At 63.2% G+C, this 23,412-nt stretch carries 18 protein-coding genes and 1 tRNA gene; 9 read left to right on the top strand and 10 right to left on the bottom strand.

Translation table 11 applies throughout. The features are described 5' to 3' along the window. Nucleotides 1–58: 58 nt before the first annotated feature. Together glnL and ntrC are read left to right on the top strand one after the other, a co-directional pair. Nucleotides 59–1,207 carry a nitrogen regulation protein NR(II) gene (gene glnL / locus HV675_RS23870; protein WP_175113813.1) on the top strand — a complete coding sequence of 383 codons (1,149 nt, stop codon included), beginning with the start codon at nucleotides 59–61 and terminating at the stop codon, nucleotides 1,205–1,207. A gap of 74 nt (nucleotides 1,208–1,281) precedes the next feature. Then, nucleotides 1,282–2,805, top strand: coding sequence for a nitrogen regulation protein NR(I) (gene ntrC, locus HV675_RS23865; RefSeq protein ID WP_175113811.1), 1,524 nt, complete (start codon nucleotides 1,282–1,284; stop codon nucleotides 2,803–2,805). Nucleotides 2,806–2,909: 104 nt separating this feature from the next. On the opposite strand, the gene xth is transcribed toward ntrC, so the two are convergent. Further along, complete coding sequence (xth, locus tag HV675_RS23860) at nucleotides 2,910–3,686, bottom strand: exodeoxyribonuclease III (RefSeq protein ID WP_175113809.1); 777 nt, start codon at nucleotides 3,684–3,686, stop codon at nucleotides 2,910–2,912. Between the two features lie 308 nt (nucleotides 3,687–3,994). On the opposite strand from xth, the gene HV675_RS23855 reads away from it, so the two are divergent. Further along, nucleotides 3,995–4,071, top strand: a tRNA-Met gene (locus HV675_RS23855). Between the two features lie 168 nt (nucleotides 4,072–4,239). Here HV675_RS23855 and HV675_RS23850 read toward each other — a convergent pair. Continuing rightward, a complete protein-coding gene (locus tag HV675_RS23850) occupies nucleotides 4,240–5,094 on the bottom strand; it encodes a LysR substrate-binding domain-containing protein (protein WP_175113807.1) in 855 nt (284 codons plus the stop codon). A gap of 112 nt (nucleotides 5,095–5,206) precedes the next feature. Here HV675_RS23850 and HV675_RS23845 point away from each other — a divergent pair, with 112 nt between their 5' ends. Next, entirely contained in the window at nucleotides 5,207–5,845 is a 639-nt protein-coding gene (locus tag HV675_RS23845; RefSeq protein ID WP_175113805.1) for a LysE family translocator, read from the top strand. A 100-nt stretch (nucleotides 5,846–5,945) separates the two neighbouring features. On the opposite strand, the gene HV675_RS23840 is transcribed toward HV675_RS23845, so the two are convergent. After that, nucleotides 5,946–6,317: a hypothetical protein gene (locus tag HV675_RS23840; protein WP_175113803.1), complete on the bottom strand. Its 372-nt coding sequence runs from the start codon at nucleotides 6,315–6,317 to the stop codon at nucleotides 5,946–5,948. Between the two features lie 282 nt (nucleotides 6,318–6,599). Then, nucleotides 6,600–7,298: an aspartate/glutamate racemase family protein gene (locus HV675_RS23835; RefSeq protein ID WP_175113801.1), complete on the bottom strand. Its 699-nt coding sequence runs from the start codon at nucleotides 7,296–7,298 to the stop codon at nucleotides 6,600–6,602. 158 nt (nucleotides 7,299–7,456) lie between these two features. On the opposite strand from HV675_RS23835, the gene dinB reads away from it, so the two are divergent. Together dinB and HV675_RS23825 are read left to right on the top strand one after the other, a co-directional pair. After that, nucleotides 7,457–8,719: a DNA polymerase IV gene (dinB, locus tag HV675_RS23830; RefSeq protein ID WP_246270503.1), complete on the top strand. Its 1,263-nt coding sequence runs from the start codon at nucleotides 7,457–7,459 to the stop codon at nucleotides 8,717–8,719. Between the two features lie 95 nt (nucleotides 8,720–8,814). After that, nucleotides 8,815–10,104: an amidohydrolase family protein gene (locus HV675_RS23825; protein WP_175113799.1), complete on the top strand. Its 1,290-nt coding sequence runs from the start codon at nucleotides 8,815–8,817 to the stop codon at nucleotides 10,102–10,104. 73 nt (nucleotides 10,105–10,177) lie between these two features. On the opposite strand, the gene HV675_RS23820 is transcribed toward HV675_RS23825, so the two are convergent. The 4 genes from HV675_RS23820 to HV675_RS23805 form a co-directional block, all read right to left on the bottom strand. Continuing rightward, on the bottom strand, nucleotides 10,178–12,280 hold the full coding sequence (locus HV675_RS23820; RefSeq protein ID WP_175113797.1) for a M3 family metallopeptidase: 2,103 nt from the start codon (nucleotides 12,278–12,280) through the stop codon (nucleotides 10,178–10,180). 427 nt (nucleotides 12,281–12,707) lie between these two features. Beyond that, nucleotides 12,708–13,565: a bifunctional methylenetetrahydrofolate dehydrogenase/methenyltetrahydrofolate cyclohydrolase FolD gene (gene folD, locus HV675_RS23815; protein WP_175113795.1), complete on the bottom strand. Its 858-nt coding sequence runs from the start codon at nucleotides 13,563–13,565 to the stop codon at nucleotides 12,708–12,710. 400 nt (nucleotides 13,566–13,965) lie between these two features. After that, entirely contained in the window at nucleotides 13,966–14,940 is a 975-nt protein-coding gene (locus HV675_RS23810; RefSeq protein ID WP_175113793.1) for a DUF2950 domain-containing protein, read from the bottom strand. A 21-nt stretch (nucleotides 14,941–14,961) separates the two neighbouring features. Continuing rightward, nucleotides 14,962–16,287 carry a DUF3300 domain-containing protein gene (locus HV675_RS23805; RefSeq protein WP_175113791.1) on the bottom strand — a complete coding sequence of 442 codons (1,326 nt, stop codon included), beginning with the start codon at nucleotides 16,285–16,287 and terminating at the stop codon, nucleotides 14,962–14,964. Between HV675_RS23805 and HV675_RS23800 the strand changes: the two genes are divergently transcribed. Beyond that, a complete protein-coding gene (locus HV675_RS23800; protein ID WP_175113789.1) occupies nucleotides 16,286–16,501 on the top strand; it encodes a hypothetical protein in 216 nt (71 codons plus the stop codon). The two genes, HV675_RS23805 and HV675_RS23800, sit on opposite strands and share 2 nt — an antisense overlap. 378 nt (nucleotides 16,502–16,879) lie before the next feature. Here the strand turns inward: HV675_RS23800 and fixJ are convergent, their stop codons facing one another. Continuing rightward, nucleotides 16,880–17,524 carry an oxygen response regulator transcription factor FixJ gene (fixJ, locus tag HV675_RS23795; protein WP_175113787.1) on the bottom strand — a complete coding sequence of 215 codons (645 nt, stop codon included), beginning with the start codon at nucleotides 17,522–17,524 and terminating at the stop codon, nucleotides 16,880–16,882. Then, entirely contained in the window at nucleotides 17,521–20,034 is a 2,514-nt protein-coding gene (gene fixL / locus HV675_RS23790) for an oxygen sensor histidine kinase FixL (protein WP_217478237.1), read from the bottom strand. The genes fixJ and fixL overlap by 4 nt, the downstream gene beginning before the upstream one ends. Before the next feature lie 282 nt (nucleotides 20,035–20,316). On the opposite strand from fixL, the gene aceE reads away from it, so the two are divergent. Continuing rightward, on the top strand, nucleotides 20,317–23,016 hold the full coding sequence (gene aceE, locus HV675_RS23785; protein WP_175113783.1) for a pyruvate dehydrogenase (acetyl-transferring), homodimeric type: 2,700 nt from the start codon (nucleotides 20,317–20,319) through the stop codon (nucleotides 23,014–23,016). Between the two features lie 81 nt (nucleotides 23,017–23,097). After that, nucleotides 23,098–23,412: biotin/lipoyl-containing protein (locus HV675_RS23780; protein ID WP_175113781.1), on the top strand; the 315-nt coding region annotated here is incomplete at its 3' end.

Raw genomic sequence — 23,412 nt, 5'->3', positions numbered from 1 at the left:
CGTTTGCGGCGCACGAGGCGTGCGCTTCGTCATCGTCTCATTACCGCCGGACTGCAAGATGGTACTGAAGAATCTGATCAAGGCAAGGAAAGGGCACGGCCACGGCGAGCCGTTGTCGGACGACGTGCAGCTTGTCGAGTCCGGTTTGCTGCCGGGCTTCGAAGCGCTGCCGACGGTCGTGCTGGTATTGGAAAAGCGCACGCTGCGCGTGGCGTTTGCGAATCCTTCGGCGGAGTCGATGCTTGAAATGTCGCGCCGGCAGCTCACGCAGATGGCATGGCATGAAATGTTTTCGAATGCCGACGAGCTGATGGAGACGATCACGGCGATCGCCGATCATCGCTTCAACGCGACGCATCTCGATGCGGTGCTCGAACGTCCGGGGCATGAGCCGTTGCATGTGCATGCGGTGGTCGGCTTCCTCGAAAGCGCGCAGGAGTACGTGCTGCTCGAGCTGTTCGAAAACGAGCGGCATTTGCGCACCGACCGCGAGGAGCGCATTCACGATCTGACCGCGGTCAACAAGCAACTGATCCGCAATCTCGCGCACGAGATCAAGAATCCGCTGGGCGGTATCCGCGGCGCCGCGCAACTGCTCGAGTTCGAGCTCGGTGCGCGCGAGCGCGACGAACTGCGCGAGTACACGCAGGTGGTGATCAAGGAGTCGGACCGGCTGCAGACGCTGGTCGACCGGCTGCTCGAGCCGCACCGGCATCCACATATCGTCGGCGACGTGAATATTCACGAGGTCTGCGAACGCGTGCGCGCGGTGATTCTCGCGGAGTTTCCGCGCGGTCTCACCGTCGTGCGCGACTATGACGTCAGCGTGCCGGATCTGCGCGGCGATAAGGAACAACTGATCCAGGCGGTGCTGAACATCGTGCGCAACGCGGCGGAAGCGTTGCGCGAGCGCATTTCACAGGGTGACGCGCGCATCGAATTGCAAACGCGTATTGCGCGCAAGGTCACGATTGCGAAACGGCTGTGCAAGTTGGCACTGGACTTGCATATCATCGATAACGGTCCGGGTATTCCGGAAGAAATTCGCGATCGCATCTTCTATCCGCTCGTGTCGGGGCGCGAGGACGGCAGCGGTCTCGGATTGACGCTCGCGCAGACTTTCGTGCAACAGCATGAAGGGCTGATCGAAGTGGACAGCCGGCCGGGCCATACCGAGTTTCAGATTTTGCTGCCGCTCGACTGCTAACCCCGAATGCGCCGCAAGCGTCATGCGCATCGTTGCTCAATGTGGCGCGCACCACAAGACTTCTGACGACCTATATGAAGCCGATCTGGATAGTAGACGACGACCAATCGATCCGTTGGGTGCTTGAAAAAGCGCTCGCGCGCGAGAACTTCGCGACGCGCAGTTTTGCGAATGTGCGCGAGGCAGCGGGCGCACTCGAGCACGACAGTCCGCAAGTGCTCGTTTCCGATATCCGCATGCCGGGCGGCTCCGGGCTCGAGCTGCTGCAGACCGTGCGGGACCGCGTGCCCGGTTTGCCGGTGATCATCATGACGGCGTTCTCGGATCTCGACAGTGCGGTCGCCGCGTTTCAGGGCGGTGCGTTCGAGTATCTCGCGAAGCCGTTCGACGTCGACAAGGCGGTCGAACTGATCCGGCGCGCCGTCGATGAAAGCGTGCGCGGCGAGCATACGTGGGACGATCGCCCGGCCGAAGCGCCGGAGATGCTCGGTCAGGCGCCGGCGATGCAGGATATGTTTCGCGCGATCGGCCGGCTGTCGCATTCGGCCGCGACCGTGCTCATTACCGGCGAATCAGGCACCGGTAAGGAACTCGTCGCGCGTGCATTGCACCGACATAGCCCACGCGCGAGCGGCCCGTTCATTGCGTTGAACACCGCGGCGATCCCGAAAGATCTATTGGAATCCGAACTGTTCGGCCACGAGCGCGGCGCGTTCACGGGCGCGCAGGCGATGCGCCAGGGGCGGTTCGAGCAGGCGGAGAACGGCACGCTGTTTCTCGACGAAATCGGCGATATGCCATTCGACTTGCAGACGCGACTTTTGCGCGTGCTTTCGGACGGGCAGTTTTATCGGGTCGGCGGACATAACCCGCTGCGCGCGAATGTGCGCGTGATCGCGGCGACGCATCAGAATCTGGAATCGCGCGTGAGGCAGGGACTGTTTCGCGAGGACTTGTATCACCGGCTCAATGTGATCCGGCTGCGCTTGCCGGCGTTGCGCGAGCGCAGCGAAGACATTCCGCTGCTGACGCGGCATTTTCTGCAGAAAAGCGCGCGCGATCTCGGTGTCGAGCCGAAACGCGTGTCGGATGAGGCGCTCGCCTATCTGACGTCGCTGCCGTTTCCGGGCAACGTGCGGCAGCTCGAGAATCTTGCGAACTGGCTGACGGTGATGGCGCCGGCGCAGACGATCGAGATCAAGGATTTGCCGCCGGATCTCGTGTCGACACAACAGACACCGCTCGATGCGGTCAACGGCGCGGCATCGACCAGCGGTGCATCGTCCGACGCGGTCGCGCTGAATGGTGTTGCGGCGCATGGTGCATCGGTGCCCGCGGGTGGGCTGGCAGCGCCCGCGGTGTCGGGTACGTCGGCGGGCGCGAGTGCCTGGGAAGGCGGCTTGCGCACCGAAGTCGCGCGGATGCTGCGCGAAAATGCGGCCGATTTGATGGACGAGTTGTCGCGCCGCTTCGAAGCCGCGGTGATTCGCGAGGCGCTCGATTTCACGCGCGGGCGGAAGGTGGAAGCGGCGGAGCGGTTAGGTATCGGCCGCAATACGATCACGCGCAAGATTCAGGAGCTGAATCTGGAGCCTTGATGACGCGCTGTGCGTGCCGCGGCGATTTTGCCGCGGCGTCGCATTTGCTTGAGATAGTGAGTGAAAAAACGGCTTGATGGTTTGCACCACCATCAAGCTGTTTTTTATTGGGTCAACGCGACGACCGGCGCATGATCGGAAGGCTGATCCCATTTGCGCGGCGTCTTGTCGACGTCGCAATGCGTGCAGCTTTCGGCCAGCGGCTTCGACAGAAGAATGTGATCGATGCGCAGGCCCGCATTGCGGCGAAACGCAAGCATCCGATAGTCCCACCACGTGAAGGTCTTCTCCGGTTGCTCGAAGAGACGGAACGAATCGACGAGGCCGAGTTCGATCAGGCGTGCAAACCCGGCGCGCTCTTCCGGCGACACGAGATTCTGGCCTTCCCACGCTTTCGGATCATGCACGTCGCGATCTTCCGGCGCGATGTTGTAGTCGCCGAGCAGCGCGAGCTTCGGATACTGCGCGAGTTCGCTTTGCAACCAGTCGTGCATCGCGTCGAGCCAGCGCAGCTTGTACGCGAACTTGTCGGTGCCCGGCGCCTGGCCGTTCGGGAAGTACGCGCTGATGATGCGCACGCCGTCGATCGTTGCGGCGATCACGCGCTGCTGTGCATCTTCAAAGCCGGGGATATTGCGCACGACGGTAGCTTCGTCCACCTGCAGACCGTTGCGCACGAGAATGCCGACGCCGTTGTACGTCTTCTGACCGGCGAACCAGCTGCGATAGCCCTTTTCCTCGAGGTCGGCGCGCGGGAATTTCTCGTCGGGGAGTTTGAGTTCCTGAAGGCAGAGCACATCGGTCTGGCTCAGTTCGAGCCAGTCGATCACGTGCTGCTGGCGGACCTTCAGTGAGTTGACGTTCCAGGTGGCGATCTTCATTCCTGTTTCTCGTTGGTGTGGGAGGCGGCGAGGTGTGACGCGCGATCAAACGTACGCGAATCTTACCGCGAACAGGTTGACTGTCAGGATCTTCGCAACGCCTGCACTGTTGCGCAGGTAGCGGATTTGAAATTTGCGAACGATCGCCGGTGATGCCGTCGATTGCGGCGAAGGAAGGAGTGCAGGCGCGATGAGCGTGGCGCGCTTGGTCAGCGCGCGGGAACTCAACGCGTCATCGAACGCACACGAAAAATCTGAAATAAATTTGACCGACTATAGAGTCGTTCAGTACAATCCGGTTCCTCTGACGCGGGGTGGAGCAGTCTGGCAGCTCGTCGGGCTCATAACCCGAAGGTCGTAGGTTCAAATCCTACCCCCGCAACCAAGTACATCAAGGCTTCCAGCCGGTCTAGATGCCCAGTGAAACTTGTCCTGCTTTGCGTTTGGGCAAACTGAGGACAATCCCGGCGCAGTTTGCGCGTACCACGTCGGCGTCTGCGGCGGCTACACGGACAAGCGCGCTGGTCGGTCCAGGCGGACCTCGCCGATAATCTCAAGCAACCCGCAGATCACTCAGAATCTGCTCCGCGAGAAAATCGCACGGCGGTCGCTTCGACCTCGCGCTGCGCGCCAGTATCACTTCCAGTTCCGCAAGCGGCGGCAATCCGTCAGCCTCTCCCAATTGCACGAGATAAGTCGGCACGCTGCACCGCGCGAGCGGTGCAACAGCCAGGCCCGCTTCGACCATGCTAAACAATCCGAGCAGACTAGGACTTTCATAGGACGTCCGGTAGCGGATGCCCACCTGCTGCAGCGCGGCCGTCGCGTGCGCTCGCGCGGCACTGCCTTGCTCAAACACCGCAATTGGAAGCGGTCGCTCTTTCCACACCTGCCGCTTGCCGCGCGCCGCGGCCCAGACCATCGGCTCGAAGCGGATAAATTCGCCCGATACACCGCGGGCCTTCGTAATACAGGCGAGGTCGAGCGTATTGTCCTTGAGCAGCGGGATCAGCCCGCTGCTCGGCAGCCCGATTACGCGAATTTCCACCCGCGGGTGAGCAGCCGCGAATTTGCGCAACACAGACGGCAGCAACGACGACGCATAGTCGTCAGGGACACCGACCGTGACGCGTCCCCGCATGTCGGGGCGGACCACCGACGCCCACGCTTCTTCGCGCATGGCAAGCATCTGCCGGCCATAGTCGGCGAGCGTCCTGCCTTCCTGGGTCAGCACGACATCGCGTGTGGTGCGCGCGAATAGCGGCTTGCCGAGCGCTTCCTCGATCGCCTTGATCTGCATGCTGACCGCCGACGGCGAGCGATGCACCGATTCCGCGGCGCGCACAAACGACCCGGTATCCGCGACCGCCACGACCATCTCCAGCACATCGAGATCGAGCTTTTTCATAAATAAGAAAATCTGAATAATGAACTCAGTTTAATCCGTTTTACTTGCTCGACAGACCATCCGATACTGGAGTCGCATTCGATACCTGACCAGCAGGAGCGTGGCGCAGCAAATGGGAACGATGGTCGAATTCTTGACGGTAGGCGGCATGCTGGCGGTAACGCCGGGCCCGAATATGGTCTACGTGATGTCGCGCTCGGTGGGGCAGGGTCCGAAGGCCGGTCTGATATCGCTGGCCGGCGTGATGCTCGGGTACCTGTTCTATATGTTCGGCGCCGCGTTTGGGATTACCGCGCTGTTTGTCGCGATTCCCGGCGCATGTCGCGTGCTCGCGGCCTGTGGTGCGCTCTATCTGCTCTATCTGGCCTGGCAGGCGATCAGGCCCGGTGGCCGTTCGCCGCTGCAAATCAGGCAGGTTCAGGCGCAAGGACCGCGGCGACTGTTTGCCATGGGCGCGGCGACAAGCCTGCTGAATCCGAAACTCGCGCTGATTTTTCTGTCGCTACTGCCGCAGTTCATTGATTACCAGATGGGCAGTGTGCTGCGACAGTCGTTGGCGCTCGGCGGCGCGCTGATCGTTGCGTTTGCGTCCGTCAACGCATTGGTCGCCGTGTCGTCGGGCAGTGTGGCGGGCGTGATCGCCCGGCATCCAGGTTGGCTGCTCGCCCAGCGTTGGTTGATGGGCACGATGCTTATCCTGCTCGGCGCGAAAATGGGTATCGACGCATGGCATTGGACCCCGCCGATGTAACGTTGCCGGCTGCCCTCGCGAGACGGTTTTATTGCGACGGGGGAGCGGGGGCGAGGAGCAGGGTCGAGCATAGGGCGCGCCGGTGTCGCGGCGCATCAAGCTAGTGTTTCGTGACGTTGACGTCCGTAGCCAGACCGGCGCTGGCGTTTTGCGCGTCGCTTCGCCGGCCTGCCATCCGAACCAGCCGGCCGATTACCTGTCCCGCTCGGACGCCTCCGATAAATTCAATATCAAGCGTGGCGTCGAGCTCGGCGTGATGGGCAATGTTCTCCAATATTCCGATAAGCGTCGTGCGGTCTTCGGACGAAATGTGCTCGTTCGTGATCGCGCGAGCCAATGCAGCGAGTCGAGCGAACTGTTCGACATGCCGATGTCCGGCGATCAGCGCGCTATCGACGATACGCTCGAGCAGCGCGACGCGGGCATCGTGTTGCGATTGCATAGGGGACTGCGGCGTCTGGTTGATCGTCATCGTCTGATCTCCTTGGGCGAAATACGAACCCGCCGATTGAGGCGGGTGGGCGGGCACATGGCAGGGTGGGAAGACCGTTCCACCACCGGTGAGCGCGAAGCTCCCCCGACAAGGCCCGCCCAAAGGACGAACGATGCGGCGCAGTGTCTTGAACCGCGCTGAGTGGGGACCGGGCTTCCCAACCCGAGCTGCCTTTGTTTCGGCAGCGGGCGCAGTATATCGCGTCGCTACGTGATCCTTATCAATTGACCAGGATAAAACAAGCTCGGGCAGGTGAGGAGTTTAGCGGGTTTGTATCGCCCAATCTACTGCTGCTTGTGCGTGCAACGCGGTGGTGTCGAAAACAGGCAGCGCAGTGTCGTCCTGTTTGATCAGCAGCGTGATCTCCGTGCATCCGAGAATCACCGCCTGAGCGCCCCGTGCCGCCATGTCGTCGATCGCGCGCTGATAAATCCCGCGCGATTGCGCGTCGGTCACGCCGTGACACAGCTCTTCGTAGATGATGCGATGCACGTCGCGACGCCCACCGTCGTCAGGCACGAGCGTGTCGAGTCCGAACCGCTCGCGCAAGCGCCCCGCGTAAAAGGTCTGCTCCATCGTGTAGCGGGTGCCGAGCAGGCCGACCCGCTCGATACCCGCCGCGCGCAACGCTTCGCCGGTCGGATCGGCGATATGCAGAAACGGCACGCCGATCGCCGCTTCGATCGATTCATACACGCGATGCATCGTATTGGTCGCGAGCAGCACGAGATCGGCGCCGCCGCGCTCGAGGCGCCGCGCGGCATCGGCCATCTGTTCGCCGAGCCGGTCCCACGCGCCGGCACGCTGGCCCGCCTCGATGTCGGCGAAATCCACGGTCAACATCAGGCTGCGCGCGTTGTGATGGCCGCCCAGTCGCGCTTTCGCGTAACGGTTCAGCAGCCGGTAGTACTCGGTCGACGACTCCCAGCTCATGCCGCCGATCACGCCAATTGTTTTCATCGTTATCCGCATCATCACGTCACTGACTGCGGCGAGTATAGGCCCGGCCGCGCACGATCGAGCGGTACGCATCGAGCGCTTTTCGCCGGTACACGAGTGCGAAAATTCACGCGTCGTCACTTGATTAAACCACTGTATTTTTGTACAGTATCCGCATCTTGAGCCCGCCCGCTGTTCCTTCGCCGCCGGTCGAAGCGCCGCTTGTTGCGGCGCTTGCCGCGCCGCTCGCGTCGTCTGTTCGCAAGATCATTCATTGCGACTGCGACTGCTTTTACGCGTCGGTCGAAATGCGGGACGACCCATCGTTGCGCGGGCGTCCGCTGGCGGTCGGTGGGCGGCCGGAACATCGCGGCGTGGTCGCCACCTGCAATTACGAAGCGCGGCGTTTCGGCGTGCATTCGGCCATGTCATCGGCGCTTGCCTTGCGCAAGTGCCCCGATCTGCTGATTTTGCCGCCGGCGATGGAGAAGTACCGCGTCGCGTCGCGCCAGATCATGGCCATCTATCGCGACTACACGCCGGAGGTCGAACCGCTGTCGCTCGACGAAGCGTATCTGGATGTCACCCACACGGATCGCTGCAAGGGCAGTGCAACGTTGATGGCCGAGGAAATCCGCGCGCGCGTGCGCGAGACGGTCGGCGTGACGGTCTCGGCCGGCGTTGCGCCGAACAAGTTCGTCGCCAAGATCGCATCGGACTGGAACAAGCCGGATGGTCTTTACGTGGTGCGGCCACCGGAAGTCGATGCGTTCGTTGCCGCGTTGCCGGTGCGCAAGATTTTCGGCGTCGGCAAGGTGACGGCGGCGAAGCTCGAAAAGCTCGGGCTGTCCACCTGCGCGCAGCTGCGCGAATGGCCGCTGGTCGATTTGCATCGGCAATTCGGCGTGTTCGGCAAGCGGCTGTACGAACTGTCGCGCGGCATCGATGAGCGCCCGGTGCATGCCCATCTGGAGCGCAAGTCGATCAGCGTCGAAACGACCTATGTGACCGACTTGCGCACGCTCGACGAATGCTCGAACGAATTGCGCGGCCTCGCTGAGCAACTGGATGCGCGCATTGCGCGTGCACAGGCGGCCGCGGCGGTGCGCAAGCTGTACGTGAAAATCCGCTTCGCGGATTTCCAGCGCACCACGGTCGAATGCGTCGGCACCGTCACGCACTTGCCCACCTTGCTCGCGTTGCTGGAAAAGGGCTTCGCGCGGCGCAGCAAGCCGGTGCGGCTCCTCGGCGTCGGCGTGCGCCTCGAGGAGGACACCATCGCAAAGCATGGTCAGTTCGACCTGTTCGAGCACGAACATGCGCACGACGATGAACTTGCAGCCGACGTCGAACACGCACCGGCTGACGAAACACTCGAAGCCGATATGCATTCCGGCTCGGTCCGGTTGCTAGACGACGATCCACCGGCGCCTGCGCAATAAATCCGGTCCAGTCTCCCCCTGCTTTTTTGCCACCGATAGAATCAGTGAGAATTGGTGAGAATCAAGAAAGCAGTGGGCTTGAGACCGGAGGAAGCATGGACCTGATCATCCGTGGCGCCGTTTTGCCGCGCAGCGCCGCGCGCGGCGACGGGCCGGTCGATATCGGCATCGACGCGGCGCGCATTGTCGCGGTCGAGCCGCATCTCGCCGCGCAGGCGCGCGAGGAGATCAACGCGGACGGCTTGCTCGTCGCACCGCCGTTCGTCGACGCGCATTTCCATATGGACGCGACGCTGTCGTACGGTTTGCCGCGCGTCAATGCATCCGGCACGCTGCTCGAGGGCATCGCGCTGTGGGGTGAACTGAAGCCGCACCTCACGCAAGAGGCATTGGTCGAGCGCGCATTGCAGTATTGCGACTGGGCAGTCGCGCGCGGGTTGCTTGCGATTCGCGCGCATGTCGACGTCTGCGATGAACGGCTGCTCGCGGTCGAGGCGCTGCTCGAGGTGCGCCGCCGCGTCGCGTCTTACATGGATGTGCAACTGGTCGCGTTTCCGCAGGACGGCTTGCTGCGCCGCGCACGCGCGTTCGACAACCTGAAGCGCGCAATCGAGCTCGGCGTCGACGTCGTCGGCGGCATTCCGCATTTCGAGCGCACCATGGCCGATGGCGCCGAATCGGTGCGTCTGCTGTGCGAATTTGCCGCGCAGAAGGGCCTGCGCGTCGATATGCATTGCGACGAGTCGGACGACCCGCTATCGCGCCACATCGAGACACTCGCCGCACACACGCATCGTCTCGGCTTGCACGGCCGTGTCGCGGGTTCGCATCTGACGTCGATGCATTCGATGGATAACTACTACGTCAGCAAGCTGCTGCCGCTCATGCTCGAAGCAGGCGTCGCGGCAATCGCGAATCCGCTGATCAACATCACGTTGCAAGGCCGTTCCGATACCTATCCGAAGCGGCGCGGCATGACGCGCGTACCGGAGATGCTCGCGGCCGGCATCGACGTCGCGTTCGGCCATGACTGCGTGATGGACCCGTGGTACAGCCTCGGTTCCGGCGATATGCTGGAAGTGGCGCATATGGGGCTCCACGTCGCGCAAATGACGGGCGTCGACGCGATGCGCGCCTGCTTCGACGCGGTCACGTTCAACGCCGCGCGCATTCTCGGTCTCGAAGGCTACGGCATTGCGCCGGGCTGCGCGGCCAACTGCGTGGTGCTGGATGCACGCGATGAAGTCGAGGCGATCCGCCTGCGCGCGGCGCGTCTGGCGGTGGTGAGCCGCGGCAAGGTGGTCAGCCGGTCACCGGCGGTGCGTGCGGCGTTGGCGCTCGATGGCCGTCCGCAGCAGGTCGACTTCAAACTGCATCGCACATAAAAAACCGGTGCATGCAGAAGCGTCTGTCATGCACCGGTTTTAGCGCGGCGTCAGCGGGGAAAACTGAAATTGCTCAATGCGCCATTGGTTGCGCCATGCCGTTATGACGCAGCAGCGCGTCGATATTCGGCTCGCGTCCGCGGAACGCCTTGAACGACTCCATTGCGGGCCGGCTGCCGCCCACTTCGAGAATCTCGCGGCGATAGCGCGTGCCGGTATCCGTATCGAGCACGCTGCCGTCCGACGCTTGCGCGGCCTCTTCGAACGCCGCATACGCATCCGCGGACAGCACTTCCGCCCACTTGTAGCTGTAGTACCCGGCCGCATAACCGCCCGCGAAAATATGGCTGAACGTATTCGGCCAACGCGAGAATGATGCTTGCGGAATCACATGGAACTGTTCGTTGATCTCGCGTGCGAGATCGTTCGCGCTCTTCGCGCCGGACGGATCGAAGTCGACGTGCAGCTTCATGTCGAACATCGAGAAGACGATCTGCCGCAGCGTGCCGAGGCCGCTCTGGAAATTCTTCGCGGCGAGCATCTTGTCGAACAGCTCGCGCGGCAGCGGGGCCGCCGTGTCGACATGCGAGGTCATGTCGCGCAGCACGTCCCATTCCCAGCAGAAGTTTTCCATGAACTGCGACGGCAGCTCGACCGCATCCCATTCGACGCCGTTGATGCCGGAGACGCCGAGCTCGTCGACGCGCGTGAGCATATGGTGCAGCCCATGGCCGAACTCGTGGAACAGCGTGATCACTTCGTCATGCGTGAAGCACGCGGGCTTGCCGCCGACCGGCGCCGAGAAGTTGCACGTGAGATACGCGACCGGCGTCTGCAGCGGGCCATGCACGGGCTTGCGGCGCGTGCGTGCGTCGTCCATCCATGCGCCGCCGCGCTTGCCTTCACGCGCATAGAGATCGAGGTAGAACTGCGCGACCAGTCCGCCATCCGAATTCTCGACGCGGAAGAAGCGCACTTCGGGATGCCACGTTGTCGCTTCATCGGGCCGGATGCGTACGCCGAAAAGCGTCTCGGTGACCTTGAAGAGGCCCTTCAGCACGGCTTGCTCAGGGAAGTATTGCTTTACCTCGTTTTCCGAGAACGAGTAGCGCTTCTGGCGCAACCGTTCGGACGCGAATGCCATGTCCCACGGTTGCATGTCGGTGAGGCCGAGCTCGCTTGCGGCGAATTCGCGCAACTCCTTCCAGTCCTGCTCCGCATGCGGCCGCGCGCGCGTCGCGAGGTCTTCGAGGAAGGCCATCACCTGGGCCGGCGATTCGGCCATCTTCGGCGCGAGCGACACTTCCGCAAAGTTGCGATAGCCGAGCATCTGCGCTTCTTCCGCGCGCAGCTTCAGGTGTGCGGCGACGTTGGCGGTGTTGTCCCAGTCGGGGTTGCCTTTGCCATACTGCGGACCGAGCTCGGACGCGCGTGTCACATACGCGCGATACATCGTTTCGCGCATCGGCCGGTGCTCCGCGTATTGCATCACCGGGAAGTACGACGGGAAATGCAGCGTGAACTTCCAGCCGGTCTTGCCGTCGCGCTCGGCGGCTTCGCGTGCAGCGGCGATCACGTCTTCCGGCAGGCCCGCGAGTTCTTCCGGCGCTTCGGCGAGGTACGCATAGGCGTTGGTCGCATCGAGCACATGATCCGAAAATGCCTTCGACAATCCGGCCTGGCGCTCCTGCAATTCCGCGAAGCGCGGCTTCTGATCTTCCGGCAGTTCAGCACCGGACAGACGGAAGTCGCGCAACGCGTTTTCGAGGATTTTTTTGCGTTCACCGGTCAGCGTCGCGTAATCGCCGCTGCGGGAGATCGCCTTGTACTTTTCGTACAGCGCAAGGTTCTGGCCGACGCTGGACCAGAACTCGGTCACACGCGGCAGGTTCTCGCCGTAGACGGCACGCAGTTCCGGCGTGTCCGCGACCGCGTTCAGGTGACCGATTACCCCCCACGCACGCGACAGCGGCTCGGTGGAGCGTTCGACGGTTTCGACGATATCGGCCCACGACGCGGGCGTCGCCGGTTCCCTTGCGCGTTCGACTGCGGCGGTTGCGTTCGCCAGCAGCACATCGAGCGCGGGTGTCACGTGTTCGGGGCGGATCTCGCCGAAGCGCGGCAGATCGGTGAAATCGAGGAGCGGGTTGTCGGATGTTGGTTGGGTCGTGGACATGGTGCTTCCTGTCTGTCGCGTCATGTTGGAGAGACTGAAACTTGCGCTTGAAGGGGCGTGCAGTCGCGCCCCGTTATTCGACTATGGGGGCGACGTTGGCCGTTTCCACCCCCGTGCGGGACAAAGAGCGGAAAGACAGCCGAATCATGACGGGCCGCCGCCCGAACCAAACCCAAGGATACGCAAATTTGCGCTGCAACGTGACGAAGCGCTGGCGCTGCTACGTGCGCTGCGACACGGTGCTGCGGCGATAACATGGGCATGCGGCGGTGTGCGCGTGTCTCATGCTTCGCTGCCTCGCAACGTCGGTCGCATCGCGTATCGCGAATCGTGCGTCGCGTATCGTGTATCGTGCGTCGCAGCGACTCCTCGCGCTCGGCGCGCGAGTCTTGCATTCGCTCGACGCGCCGGTGTCTCATGGTTCGCGTTATCGCATGCCGGCCGCGCGCTCGGCCGCTTCGATCGTATTGACGAGCAGCATCGTGATCGTCATCGGCCCGACGCCGCCTGGCACCGGCGTCAGGTAACCGGCCACTTCCTTCACGCCGGCGAAGTCGACGTCGCCGCACAGCTTGCCGGCCTCGTCGCGATTCATGCCGACGTCGATCACCGCGGCGCCCGCTTTCACCATGCCGGCGGTCAGGATGTTGCGCAGGCCGGTCGCGACGACCACGACGTCCGCCTCACGCGTATGCGCGGCGAGATCGCGCGTCTTGCTATGGCAGATCGTGACGGTCGCGCCGGCGTCGAGCAGCAAAAGCGCCATCGGCTTGCCGACGATGTTCGAGCGGCCGATCACGACCGCATTCGCACCCTTCAACGCGATGCCGTACGCGTCGAACATTTTCATGATGCCGTACGGCGTGCACGGGCGGAACAGCGGTTTGCCGGTCATCAGCGCGCCCGCGTTCGCGACATGGAAGCCGTCGACGTCTTTCTCCGGCGCGATCGCTTCGATCACCTTGTGGCTGTCGATATGCGCGGGCAGCGGCAATTGCACGAGAATGCCGTGGATCTTCGGATCGCGGTTCAGCGCGTCGATGCGCGCAAGCAGATCCGCTTCGGTCATCGTGGACGGATACCGGTCGTACGACGAGTAAAGGCCGTTGTCCTCGCAGGCCTTGACCTTGTTGCGGACATAGACCTCGCTTGCCGGATTGTCGCCGACCAGCACGACCGCGAGGCCCGGCTGATGGCCGCGGGCGGTGAGGGCGGCGGCGCGCGTCGCGACGTCCGCGCGCAGGGTCTTCGAAAGGGCGGTGCCGTCGATCAGTTTGGCTGTCATGGTCGGTCGAGAATGGGCAGTTCGGAATGAGCGGGGGCGCGATGCGACGGTTTGTGCAGCGCGTTCGCGCCGGCATCGCGGCGGCGTCTCTGCGGGCTTCGGCGAGCGGGAAGCGGCGTTGGAACCACGGAACGAATCGCTGCAGGAAGCGCTGAACGAAGCGGCCAGACGAAAGCGGCGGCGCGAAAACACGGCGGCACGAAATGCGCGCGGCGCAGAAATAACTGCGCCGCGATCCCAAGGGTGAATTATACCGCCGCTGCCCGTTGTGCCGCGAGCGCACGGCCGACAGGCCGCAGCCGAAAAGCGACCGCGCGTCGGCATGCGAGGCGCGTGCGCTTCCGGCAGCCCGCGGCCCGAAAGCGCTCGCGCGTCCGCACGCCACGCGCGAGCTATGCGCTCATGGCTGCGCCGGTTGCCATGACGCATCCGGATCGAACGAACGGATCGCGTCGGCCGCGCTCGCCGTGCGCGGCCCGAGATCCTTCTGATACACCTGTCCGTCCTGGTTGACGATAAAGCTCATCACCCCGGTCTTGCCGTATTCGGCCGGCCACGCGACGAGTGCGAAGCCGTTCTTCAGCACGCCGTCCGCCAGATAGCTCTGCGCGCCACCCTGTGCGTGCGATCCTTGCGCGGTCAGAATCCGGAAGTGATAGCCGTGATATGCCTCGCCTGGCGTAATCTGATGTTGCATCGTCGCGGCGAGCGGACCGAGCGGGCTTTCGGCTTCGCCGGGCGCGGTGTGCCAGTAGAGGCCGTCGTGCTGACCGGGCGAACTGATGAACCGCTGTGCATAGTGTTGCGTCAGGTTCCGGTAGTCGTTCTGCGCGTCGACATAAGCCTGCGACGTCAGAACCGCGGAGCGCTCGTTGCGGCCGATACGGCGCGTGAGCATTTCGTCGGTGGCGGCGGGCGTATCGAAACGCCAGCCGCCGGCGACCTTCTCGAGCGGGATCGGCAGCGTCCAGCCGCCGTCGCCGACTTCCAGATGCGCGCTTGCGCGGCCGTTGTGCGGCGTCGGGTCGTCGACGATCCGATGGCCTTTTGCCCATTCGCCGAGAAAGGCGTAGATGTCGTCCTGGCCGATGTCGGTGGTCGGGATGAAACGCGGATAGTGGTCGCCGAGCACGTGCTTCATCGCCGCGTGATCGTTCGTTGCGAGCGCATTCACGAATGCGTTGGCGGCTGCGTCGGTAGTCGGATAAACGGCTTGCGCATGTGCGCCGGGCGCGAAGAAGAGTAGCGCGGCGGCAATCAGCGTAGCGGCTGGGCCGCGCACCATGCCGGATGCGATGCGGTGTGCCGAATGCGGCACGAGCTTGTCTGCCGGGCGGGATGCGCGCAGCGCGCGCGATGCAGGATAGCGGTTCATATTGGGCTCCTTGTCGAATGTTCAGCGGCCGCGGCCGAAATGGCGTCCACCGCCGCCGCCGAAACCGCCGGGCCGTTGTCCGCCGCCCTGAAATCCGCCGCCGCCTTCGAAGCCGCCGCCACGCTGTCCGCCGCCGTTCGCACCAAACCGGTTCGCGCCCGCCTGTTCACCCGCGCCGCCGGCGCCGACGCGCCCGCCGCTGTTATTCGCGAACGACTGGCGGCTCGCCTGTCCGCGCTGCATGTCCGCGCGCGCGGTGCCCGCGTCGCCGGCGCCGCGCAGCGCGTTGTCGCGGTTCAGGTTTTGCGCGCTATTGCGAATCTGGCTGGCATTCGCGCCGCCGCTGCGGATGTCCTGCAGGCGCTGGTTTGCGGTGCCGCCCAGGTTTTGCCCGGTGCGATTCTCCAATGCCTGTTGCGCCTGCTGACGCGATGCATCGCGGCCGCGATACGCATCGCGCTGTGCAGCCAGGTTCGCCTGATTGAAGTTCGCGTTGTTGCGATTCAGATTCGCGTTCGTGCGATTGATGCTCTCGTTGCGATTCCAGTTGGCAGTGGTGCTGTTCGCGTTGATCCTATTGTTGACGTTGATGTTGTTATAGCGATTGACGTTGATGTTCACGTCATGCGTATTCCAGTTGAAATTGCCCCATAGCGCATTCGCGACCGCGACGCCGGTGCCGAACGCGAGGCCCGCCGCGAAGCCGGTTGCGATCGCATAGCCGGGCGGCGGCGGCACGTAGACCGGCGGATACGCGGGGTAGGGCCACGCGCCGTATACGACGGTCGGGTTATACGTCGGCACATACACTACTTGCGGATTGGCCGGCACGATCTGGATCGTGCTCTGCTCGACGATCACCTTCTGCTGCTCGGTGGTTTTCAGGTTGCCCGCTTGCTGAGCCTGCTTGCGCAAGCGTTGCACCGAGTCCATCACATCGTTCGGCTGCGCGAGAAATGCGTTGCCCAATTGCGTGACCCAGTCGGGTTTGGAAGCCATCGTCGCGAGCACTTGCGGAAACGCGACGAGCGATTGCACGCTCGGATCCCATGATTGCGAGGCGACCGCCTGCACCGCGGCATCGCCCTGCTTTTGCGGGTTGGCCTTCGACCATTGCGCGGCGTCCTGAACCTGTTGCGGAAAGGTCGCGGCCATCAGCACCTGCGCGAGCAGCGCGTCGGGGTAGAGCGCGATCGGCGCGGTCAGCGAATCGAGTTGCTGGCTCGATATCTGTGCCGCGCTTTGAGCGAGCGCGATGCGAGGCGTGGTGATGCCGACCACGAGCGGCGCGCCGGCGAGCGCCACGCACATGAGCAGCACGCGTTGACGGGTGCGGGAACGTTTCATGTTCATGTCCTCCTTGCTGCGTGACGAGGAAGAGGCGTACCAGGAAGCGCACGAAGCGGTGCACGAAGAAGCGGACTGTGGAGCGTGCTGTGAAGCGCGCTGTGAAGCGGACTGTGGAGCAGGCCTTGAAACGAAAGGCGACGCGACAATGGGGTTGTCGAAAACGTGGTCGAAACAGGCGAGCGTGGTGCGGCGTGGCGCCGGTCAATCATGAGGGATTCCTGACGATGAAGGAATACCTGAAATTAGGGGGCAAAGGCATGACTGTCAATTGATACGGCACCATGTTTTACCTTTGACCGTTTATTTTGAATGGCGATGAATGGTGCATTGCCGATATTTATTGCGCATTCGTCAAGATGCCGGTGAGAGGGCGCGTTATATTTGGATCGCTAATGAATCGATACGCGTGAGCGTCGAATTCCCAGGTTCTCGCGTCGAGTCGCGATAGGCCGCGTCGAAGTGTGCTGAAGGGCAGCGAAGGGAGGGCAAGGGCATCGAGCGAAGAGACGGACGCACGGCACAAAAGAAGAAAGCGGGCTCAAGGCCCGCTTTCTTTCCGCAAAGATGCGAAAACGCGTGGCGCGCGGCGCTACTGCGTCTGCTGAGGCTTGTTCGACAATGCGAGCCGCAGCAGATCAGCGACGGTGTTCACATTGAGCTTTTCCATGATGTTCGCGCGGTGCGCTTCGACCGTTTTGATGCTGATGCCGAGGTCGTCGGCAATCTGCTTGTTCAGCCGGCCGGCGATGATGCGCTCGAGCACCTGATGTTCGCGCGCGGTCAGCTTCGACAGACGCTCGGCGGCCGCACGCTGCTGCTGCACGCTGGAGCTTTCGCTGCGCGCCTTGTCGAGCATCCGCTCGACCAGCTTGCGCAGTTCCGCTTCGTCGAACGGCTTCTCGATGAAGTCCATCGCACCCTTCTTCATCGTCGACACCGCCATCGGCACATCGCCGTGGCCGGTCACGAAGATGATCGGCAGCGACGCGTTGTCGGCGATCAACCGTTCCTGCAATTCGAGCCCGCTCATGCCGGACATCCGCACGTCGAGAATCAGGCATGCGATCTGTCCCGGGTGCTGGTGCGGCTGCCATGCTTCGATGAACTGCTCGGCGCTCGAGAAGCACTGCACGCGATAACCGTTCGCTTCCAGCAGCCAGCGCAGCGAGTCTCGCACCGCCTCGTCGTCGTCGACGACAAACACGGTTTCCTGTGTGGTGACTGGGGTGTTCATAGCTCTCCCGTAACGGTTTGTGGTGTCGGCGCCTCGTGCCCGCCGTTGCTCGGGCCGTCGGGTTCGCCGATGGGCAGACTGCAATGGAAAGTGGCGCCGGTGATGTGGCCGTCGGCTTCGACGTTGTTGACCACCCACAGACGGCCTCGGTGAGACTCGATGATCGACCGGCAAATATTGAGGCCCATGCCCATGCCGTCCGACTTCGTGCTGTAAAACGGTTCGAACAGATGCTCGGCGGTCGCCTCGTCGACCCCCGGGCCCTGGTCGACGACGCTGATGCACACGTTGCCCGCGTCCAGCCGCGCGATCACGCGAATCACCGGATCGACCGCATCGGGCCGCGCATCGTGCATCGCTTCGGCGCCGTTCTTCAGCAGGTTCACGAGCACCTGCTCGATCAGCACCGGATCGACGTAAATGACGGGCAGCCGCGAGCGAATATCGGTGACGATGCGAATGCGCCGCTTGCGTGCCTCGAGCTCGGCCAGTCCGACCGCATCCGCGACGATATCGGCGACGCGGGTGGCCTGGCGTTTCGGTTCGCTGCGTTTCACGAATTCGCGGATCCGCTTGATGATCATGCCGGCCCGCACCGCCTGCTGCGCGGTCTTTTCGAGTACCGGCAGCAGATTGTCGGGTGTCCGCCCAGATTTAACCAGCGCAACCGCGCCAGAGCAATAGTTGTTGATTGCCGCGAGCGGCTGGTTCAGTTCGTGCGCGAGCGACGACGCCATTTCGCCCATCGTCATCAGGCGGCTCGTGAACTGCAGCTTCTCGTCCTGCTGGCGCGCGAGTTCCTGCGCCTGCTTGCGCGTCGTGATGTCGGTTGCGATCTGCATCTGCGCGAGATGGCCGTCGACCCACTGAATGTACTGGCGCCGCACCTCGAACCACTTTTGTATGCTCTGCACATACACTTCCTGCGCGTCGGCGGTGCTTTCGGTCAGCGCGGCGGCGGGCAGCCCGGCATAGGTGTCGACCATGTCGATCGAGTCGGACGACGCCTGCGCGCTGTCGAATCCGCCGCCGCCCGCGAGTTCCAGGTGGCCGTCCGGGCGAATGCCGAACAGGTGCCGGTAGTAGCGGTTCGCGAACAGCAGTTCGGCTTCGTCGGCGGCGAGCACCGACACCGCGGCGTCGAGACTTTCGAGCACCGTCGTGAAGCGTTCGTGCGCGGCGGCGAGCTCTTCGCGCGCGCGCTTCGGTTCGGTGATGTCGGTCATCGACGACATCCAGCCGGTCTGCCGTCCCGAACTGTCGATCAGCGGCGACACATAGAGGCGCGCATGGAAGAGCGACCCGTCCTTGCGCCGCACACGCAATTCGAAGCCCGACGACGGCGCCTTGCCGCGCAGCGTCATGTCGATCTGGCGCTGCATCTCCGGATACGCGTCGCGCGGCCAGTACGGGAAGGGCGCCGTCTTGCCGACGAGGTCGATCTCGTCCCAGCCGGTCATCCGGCAGAACGCCGGGTTCACGTGCGTGATGCGGCCGTGCATGTCGAGTACGCGCATGCCGATCAGCACGGAGTTTTCCATCGCGCGCCGGAAGAACGCTTCCGCATAGAGCGCCTGCTGCGCCTCGAAGCGCTGCCGCGTGTGCTTCCACAAGCTCCACAGGCTCCACAGCACGAAGCACGACAGGCCCGCGACCAGCCACACAAGCGTGTTGTTCGTGAAGTTGGTCATCTGCGGATATGCGTAGACGCGCACCGAAATGCCCTGGCCCGGCGGATCGAGCGGCAGGTCGTAGTACGCGTCGCGCGGCAGGCGCGGGCGTGTCGACGTGGTGGCGAGCTCGCGGTTGTCGCTGTCGACGATCGAGATCTTGTACTTCGCGGAGAGCTCGGGCGGGATGTCGCGCTTCAACATGCCTTCGATCGAGAACACCGCGGCGATGCTGCCGAGAAATTCGCGGTCGCGATAGACCGGCGTTTGCAGCGTGATGTAGCCGTTGCCGAGATCGTCGTAAAGGAGTGGCGAATAGACCTGGCGCCGCGTATTGCGTGCTTCGGTGAACGCGGCCTTCACGGCCTCGTCCATCTGCTGGTCATTCGGTTTCGCGAGACGCTGGCCGAGCACCGGCAGCGGCGTGTTCGGCCAGCGCGGCTGCAGCTCGGACGTGTACCAGTTCATGTAGAGGATCTCGGGATGCCCCTGCATGATGTCGGCGGTGGAAACCTGGAACGAATGCGGGTCCGCGCGGCCCGTGACCAGGTCGCGCGCGAGCGCCTGGATCTGCTCCTGCGCGCCGGTCATGGACAGACGGATCTGCTGCTGCGCCCACGCGACGTTGCGATAGAGCGTGTCCTCCTGCTGCTGCTGCTCGCGCCGGTTGAGACTCCACAAGATGAGGCTCATCACGACGAGGAACACCAGGATGGACAGCAGTGGCGTCAGCAAATAGGAATTCGACCACCATGGTCCGTGGTGCCAGCGGGACGGCGACGTATCCGCCGGCGAACCGGACGGCCGCGCCGAGCGTGCAAAAAGCCGTTCGGTCAACATGGGTCGCATTGTAGCGCAGCGGGTCCGCACGAAATCGCGCAGAAAAGCGGCGAAAGTCACATTAACAGGAGCAAACTACCCGAGGTACCTGCGAATTGGCAGTCAGATCAGGGTGCGCCGCAACAATTTTCCGCATTATGAGAAAGCATCTCGCAATTCGAAAATTTTGTTGCGCGGACGTCGGGGGCATCATTAAAATCGCCCGAAACTGCCGCGGCCGTACTTCCGTACTTCGTCCGCGTCGTCCACTCACGAGCGTGCCTCTATATCCAGGAGACGAGCATGTCCGCTGTACCCGACGAAGTTCTGAAGTATGTCGCTGACTCGAAAGATGACAGCGATCCGCAAGAAACGGCTGAATGGCTCGAAGCGCTGGATGGCGTGATTTCTGCTGTAGGTCCGAATCGCGCTCACTACCTGATCGAAAAGCAGATCGAATTCGCGCGCGTGCACGGCGAACACCTGCCGTTCTCCGCGAACACCCCGTACATCAATACGATCCCGGTCGTGAATCAGGCGAAGATTCCGGGCGACCAGGACATCGAACACCGCATCCGCTCGTACACCCGCTGGAACGCCATGGCGATGGTGCTGCGCGCCGGCAAGGACACCAACGTCGGCGGCCATATCGCGTCGTTCGCTTCGGCCGCGACCTTGTATGACGTCGGCTTCAACCATTTCTGGCACGCGCCGAGCGCCGAACATGGCGGCGATCTCGTGTTCGTGCAGGGCCACTCGTCGCCGGGTGTCTACTCGCGTGCGTTCCTGCTCGGCCGCCTGTCGGACAAGCAGGTCGACAACTTCCGTCAGGAAGTGGGCGGCGAGGGCATCTCGTCGTATCCGCACCCGTGGCTGATGCCGGACTTCTGGCAATTCCCGACGGTGTCGATGGGTCTCGGTCCGATCATGGCGATCTACCAGGCGCGCTTCATGAAGTATCTGCATGCGCGCGGCATCGCGAAGACCGAGGGCCGCAAGGTGTGGGCGTTCCTCGGCGACGGCGAAACCGACGAACCGGAATCGCTCGGCGCAATCGGCATGGCCGGCCGCGAGCGTCTCGACAACCTCGTGTTCGTGATCAACTGCAACCTGCAGCGCCTCGACGGCCCGGTGCGCGGCAACGGCAAGATCATCCAGGAACTCGAAAGCGAGTTCCGCGGCGCCGGCTGGAATGTGATCAAGGTAGTCTGGGGAAGCCGCTGGGATGCGCTCTTCGTACGCGACAAGTCGGGCGCGCTGATGCGCCGGATGATGGAAGTGGTCGACGGCGAGTATCAGACGTACAAGTCCGAGTCGGGCGCATTCGTGCGCGAGCATTTCTTCAACACGCCGGAACTGAAGGCGCTGGTCGCCGACTGGTCCGATGAAGATATCTGGAACCTGAACCGCGGCGGTCACGACCCGCACAAGATTTTCGCGGCCTACAAGGCGGCGACCGAGACCAAGGGCCAGCCGACCGTGATCCTCGCGAAGACGATCAAGGGTTACGGGATGGGCGAAGCCGGTCAGGCGATGAACATCACGCACCAGCAGAAGAAGATGCAGGTGGAGGCGCTGAAGCACTTCCGCGACCAGTTCCGCCTGCCGATCTCCGACGAGGAGATCGCGCATGTGCCGTATCTGAAGTTCGAAGAAGGCTCGAAGGAACTCGAATACATGCGCGCGCGCCGCCAGGAGCTGGGCGGCTATCTGCCGGCGCGCCGTCAGAAGGCGGAGTCGCTGCCGGTGCCGGAACTGGCGGTGTTCGAGCCGTTGCTCAAGGGCACCGGCGAAGGCCGCGAGATTTCGACGACGATGGCGTTCGTGCGGATCCTGAACATCCTGCTGAAGGACAAGGCGCTCGGCAAACGCGTCGTGCCGATCGTGCCGGACGAGTCGCGTACGTTCGGCATGGAAGGTCTCTTCCGCCAGATCGGCATCTGGAATCAGGACGGCCAGAAGTATGTGCCGGAAGACTCCGACCAGTTGATGTTCTACAAGGAATCCGAAACCGGCCAGATCCTGCAGGAAGGGATCAACGAAGCCGGCGGCATGTCGGACTGGATCGCAGCCGCGACGTCGTACTCGACGCACGGCGAGATCATGATCCCGTTCTACATTTACTACTCGATGTTCGGCTTCCAGCGGGTCGGCGATCTCGCGTGGGCGGCTGGCGACATGCGCTCGCGCGGCTTTCTGCTGGGCGGCACCGCGGGCCGTACGACGCTGAACGGCGAAGGCCTGCAGCATGAAGACGGTCACTCGCTGCTGTGGGCGTCGTCGATTCCGAACTGCATCAACTACGACCCGACCTTCGGCTACGAACTCGCGGTGATCATTCAGGACGGCCTGCGCCGCATGGTGCAGGAGCAGGAAGACGTGTTCTATTACCTCACGGTGATGAACGAGAACTACGAGCACCCGGCGATGCCGCAGGGCGACGGCGTGGCGGCGGACATCATCAAGGGCATGTACGCGTTCCGCAAGGCTGAAGCCGACGCCAAAGCGCCGCGCGTGCAGCTGATGGGCGCGGGCACGATCTTCAATGAAGTGATTGCCGCGGCCGATCTGCTGAAGAACGACTGGGGCGTCGCCGCCGACCTGTGGAGCGTGCCGAGCTTTACCGAGCTCGCGCGCGAAGGCCACGAAGTGCAGCGCTGGAACCTGTTGCATCCGACCGAAGCAAAGAAGCTCTCGCACGTCGAGAAGCTGCTGAAGGATGCGAAGGGCCCGGTGATCGCGTCGACCGACTATGTGCGCGCGCTGACCGAGCAGATCCGTGCATTCGTGCCGCAACGTTTCGTGGTGCTCGGCACCGACGGCTTCGGCCGTTCGGATACGCGCGAAAGGCTGCGCCACTTCTTCGAAGTCGACCGCTACTGGGTGACCGTGGCAGCGCTCAATGCGCTCGCCGATGAGGATACGATTGAGCGCAAGGTCGTGGCCGACGCGCTGAAGAAGTACAACCTGGATCCGTCCAAACCCAATCCGATGACCGTCTAACTCGTCGCCCCCCGGCGACGCCGCGCGCACTCCGTTCTCGATGTCGGGCGGAGTGCGCTCGGCCCTGGAGACACACAACAAATGAGCCAAGCGATCGAAGTCAAGGTGCCGGACATCGGCGATTACAAGGACATCCCTGTAATCGAGGTGCTGGTGAAAGCGGGTGACACCGTTGAAAAAGAGCAGTCGCTGATCACGCTGGAATCCGATAAGGCGACGATGGACGTGCCGAGCCCAACGGCCGGTACGGTGAAGGAAGTGAAGGTCAGGCAGGGCGATACGGTGTCGGAAGGCACGCTGATCATCCTGCTCGATGGCGAAGGCGCCGGTGCAGCGCCTGCTGCCGCGGCGAAGCCGGCGCAAGCCAATGGCGCCGCGCGACCGGCCGCTGCCGCC

The sequence above is a fragment of the Paraburkholderia solisilvae genome, from assembly GCF_902859875.1.
GTDB classification, from domain to species: Bacteria; Pseudomonadota; Gammaproteobacteria; order Burkholderiales; family Burkholderiaceae; genus Paraburkholderia; species Paraburkholderia solisilvae.
This window is presented reverse-complemented; position numbering and strand designations above follow the sequence as displayed.

What these genes read in the sequence shown, in the direction of transcription:
- glnL (WP_175113813.1), top strand. Translation starts at nt 59, where the DNA reads ATGGTACTGAAGAATCTGATCAAGGCAAGGAAAGGGCACGGCCACGGC.
- ntrC (WP_175113811.1), top strand. Translation starts at nt 1,282, where the DNA reads ATGAAGCCGATCTGGATAGTAGACGACGACCAATCGATCCGTTGGGTG.
- xth (WP_175113809.1), bottom strand. Translation starts at nt 3,686, where the DNA reads ATGAAGATCGCCACCTGGAACGTCAACTCACTGAAGGTCCGCCAGCAG.
- HV675_RS23850 (WP_175113807.1), bottom strand. Translation starts at nt 5,094, where the DNA reads ATGAAAAAGCTCGATCTCGATGTGCTGGAGATGGTCGTGGCGGTCGCG.
- HV675_RS23845 (WP_175113805.1), top strand. Translation starts at nt 5,207, where the DNA reads ATGGGAACGATGGTCGAATTCTTGACGGTAGGCGGCATGCTGGCGGTA.
- HV675_RS23840 (WP_175113803.1), bottom strand. Translation starts at nt 6,317, where the DNA reads ATGACGATCAACCAGACGCCGCAGTCCCCTATGCAATCGCAACACGAT.
- HV675_RS23835 (WP_175113801.1), bottom strand. Translation starts at nt 7,298, where the DNA reads ATGAAAACAATTGGCGTGATCGGCGGCATGAGCTGGGAGTCGTCGACC.
- HV675_RS23825 (WP_175113799.1), top strand. Translation starts at nt 8,815, where the DNA reads ATGGACCTGATCATCCGTGGCGCCGTTTTGCCGCGCAGCGCCGCGCGC.
- HV675_RS23820 (WP_175113797.1), bottom strand. Translation starts at nt 12,280, where the DNA reads ATGTCCACGACCCAACCAACATCCGACAACCCGCTCCTCGATTTCACC.
- folD (WP_175113795.1), bottom strand. Translation starts at nt 13,565, where the DNA reads ATGACAGCCAAACTGATCGACGGCACCGCCCTTTCGAAGACCCTGCGC.
- HV675_RS23810 (WP_175113793.1), bottom strand. Translation starts at nt 14,940, where the DNA reads ATGAACCGCTATCCTGCATCGCGCGCGCTGCGCGCATCCCGCCCGGCA.
- HV675_RS23800 (WP_175113789.1), top strand. Translation starts at nt 16,286, where the DNA reads ATGTTCATGTCCTCCTTGCTGCGTGACGAGGAAGAGGCGTACCAGGAA.
- HV675_RS23805 (WP_175113791.1), bottom strand. Translation starts at nt 16,287, where the DNA reads ATGAAACGTTCCCGCACCCGTCAACGCGTGCTGCTCATGTGCGTGGCG.
- fixJ (WP_175113787.1), bottom strand. Translation starts at nt 17,524, where the DNA reads ATGAACACCCCAGTCACCACACAGGAAACCGTGTTTGTCGTCGACGAC.
- fixL (WP_217478237.1), bottom strand. Translation starts at nt 20,034, where the DNA reads ATGTTGACCGAACGGCTTTTTGCACGCTCGGCGCGGCCGTCCGGTTCG.
- aceE (WP_175113783.1), top strand. Translation starts at nt 20,317, where the DNA reads ATGTCCGCTGTACCCGACGAAGTTCTGAAGTATGTCGCTGACTCGAAA.